Here is a 2,940-nt window from a genome sequence, read left to right on the forward strand (position 1 = left end):
ATTTTTCTTGCAAGCTCTTCTAATCTTCTAATTCTTTCTTCTGTTGGTGGATGTGTTGAAAATAATTTCATTATAAAATCGCCACTAAGTGGATTGACAATCATCATATGAGCGGTTCCTGGATTGATTTCTTGTGATGCTATCTCTTGTATCTGTGGATTATGTGCTATTTCTTCTAACCTTCTTAAAGCATTAGCTAAACATAAAGGACATCCTGAGATTTTTGCTCCTGCTTCATCTGCTAAAAATTCTCTTGAACGAGATATTGCCATTTGTATTAAAGTTGCTGCCAAAGGAGCAACTATAAATAAGATTATAGAGCCTATTATTGATGCAATAGGATTGCTATTTTCTTCATCATTGTTATTTCCACCGAAGAATGTACTGAAATAAGCTACATTGGCAAGCATAGAGATTGCTCCACCAATAGTTGCAGCTATTGAAGAAATAAGTATATCTCTATTTTTAATGTGTCCAAGCTCGTGAGCTAAAACACCTCTTAGTTCATCCTTGTTTAAAATTTGTAAAATACCGGAAGTTACAGCTACAGCTGCATGGTTAGGGTCTCTTCCTGTTGCAAAAGCATTTGGAACAGCTATAGGTGCTAAATAGATTTTTGGCTTTGGAATGCCGGCTCTCCTTGCTAAATCTTCTACCATTTCGTGAAGCCAAGGTGCTTCTTCATAAGGAATCTCTCTTGCTCCATACATAGCCAAAGCTACTTTATCAGAAAAGAAATAGCTGAAAAAGTTCATAAATAAAGCTACTACAAACGCAATTATCATACCTTGCTTTCCGGCTACTAAATGACCGATGGCAAGAAATAAACCTGTCAATACTCCTAAAAGTAAAACTGTTTTCAGCTGATTTGCCATTCTTTAACCCCCTCTATTTCTAAAATGCTATATAAATAATAAAACCGAGGTAGGTATTTTTCAACCCACCCCGGTCATATTTATAAAAGTTTTTTCTCTATTAGTTATTAATGAACTTCCGGATTTATTACATCTCCGCCAGATTCATTGCCACCTTGTCTGTAAAGTTTTTGTGCAAATCTGTTAGCAACATTTTGTAATTTATCTAATGCAGTTTGAATTTGTGCTTTATCGTTAGATTCAATAGCTTTTTTAGCCTCAGCTATTACATTTTCTGCTTCTGAGATTTCTTCTGGTGTAAATTTAGCTTTGTTTTCATTAAACGCCTTTTCAAAGCTGTATACTAAAGCATCAAGTTGGTTTCTTAATTCAATTGTTTCTTTAAACTTCTTGTCTTCCTCTTCATGTTTTTTAGCTTCTTCGATAAGTTTTTCAATATCTTCCTTAGTTAATCCGCTTGATGGTGTAACTGTTATAGATTGTGCTCTACCTGTTGCCTTATCTGTAGCTGTAACATGTAGTATACCATCTGCGTCTATATCAAAGCACACTTCTATTTGAGGAACGCCTCTTGGTGCTGGAGGAATATCAGTTAATCTAAAGCTACCAAGCAATTTATTTTCTTTGGCAATGCTTCTTTCACCTTGATATACTGCAATTTCAACAGTTGTTTGGTTATCAACTGCTGTTGTAAACATTTCACATTTTTTAGTTGGTATAGGAGTATTTCTTGGTATTAAAACTGTCATTACACCACCAAGTGTTTCTATACCAAGAGATAGTGGTGTTACGTCAATTAATAATACATCTTTAACTTCTCCGGATAATACTGCACCTTGGATTGATGCACCTACTGCAACAACTTCATCAGGGTTAACCGATTTGTTTGGCTCTTTTCCAAAGAATTCTCTAATCTTTTGTTGTACCAATGGTATTCTTGTTGAACCACCAACCAATACAACTTCATCTATATCTGATGGAGTTAATTTTGCTGCTTCAAGGGTTCTTTTTACAATTTCCATAGTTCTATCGATAAGGTCTTTTATCATTTCTTCAAGTCTTGCTCTTGTTAGCTTCTTTTGTAAGTGTAAAGGTTGGTTGTTGTTTGGGTCTATTGTAATAAATGGTAAGTTGATTTCTGTTTCCATTTTGAAAGATAGCTCTTTCTTAGCCTGTTCAGCTGCTTCTTTTAATCTTTGGAATGCTGTTTTATCATTTCTTAAATCAATACCATACTCTTTTTTAAATTCGTCTACTAACCAGTTTATGATTCTCGCATCAATGTCAGAACCACCAAGGTGAGTATCGCCATCTGATGCTTTTACTTCAATAACACCATCTCCACCTTCAAGAATAGAAACGTCAAATGTACCACCACCAAAGTCATAAACAAGAATTTTGATATCTGATTTTTTATCAAGACCATAAGCAAGTGCCGCTGCTGTTGGCTCGTTGATGATTCTTTTAACTTCCAATCCAGCAATTTTACCTGCGTCTTTTGTTGCCTGTCTTTGTCTTTCGTTAAAGTAGGCAGGTACTGTGATTACAGCTTCTGTTACTTTTTCTCCAAGATATGCCTCAGCCGCCTCTTTTAATTTTTTGAGAATCTGTGCTCCTACTTCTTCAGGTCTTACTATTCTACCAGCATTAGGAACGTTAAACGCAGCATCACCTTTATCATCTGCAACTACTTTATAAGGAACGTTTTTTATTTCATTTAATACTTCATTATACTTTCTTCCAATGAATCTTTTAGACTCATAAATTGTGTTTTCTGGGTCTAATACCGCTCTTCTTTTTGCAGGCTCTCCTACTAAAATCTCTCCCTCTTTTGTCCAAGATACAATAGATGGAGTTGTTCTAAATCCTTCTTGGTTTGCAATAACAACTGGTTCGCCACCAATAACTACAGAAACAACAGAGTTAGTCGTTCCAAGGTCTATTCCTATTACTTTTCCCATTTTAAAACCTCCAAGATTTTTGATGTATTAATATGATAATACTTTAGTAATCCTTTGTCAAGTTTTTTTATATTAACAAAGTCAATTTTAGCATGAAGGTGTTT

At 34.8% G+C, this 2,940-nt stretch carries 2 protein-coding genes; both read right to left on the reverse strand.

The window, feature by feature from the left end; all coding sequences use genetic code 11:
* Positions 1–875: zinc metalloprotease HtpX (gene htpX, locus Q0929_RS08865; RefSeq protein ID WP_299240085.1), on the reverse strand; the 875-nt coding region annotated here is incomplete at its 3' end.
* Between the two features lie 107 nt (positions 876–982).
* Positions 983–2,836 carry a molecular chaperone DnaK gene (gene dnaK / locus Q0929_RS08870; protein ID WP_299240087.1) on the reverse strand — a complete coding sequence of 618 codons (1,854 nt, stop codon included), beginning with the start codon at positions 2,834–2,836 and terminating at the stop codon, positions 983–985.
* Between the last annotated feature and the right edge of the window lie 104 nt (positions 2,837–2,940).

The organism is Sulfurihydrogenibium sp., from assembly GCF_028276765.1.
Classification (GTDB): Bacteria; Aquificota; Aquificia; order Aquificales; family Hydrogenothermaceae; genus Sulfurihydrogenibium.

Coding starts and splice junctions, on each gene's coding strand:
- dnaK (WP_299240087.1), bottom strand. CDS start 2,836: ATGGGAAAAGTAATAGGAATAGACCTTGGAACGACTAACTCTGTTGTT.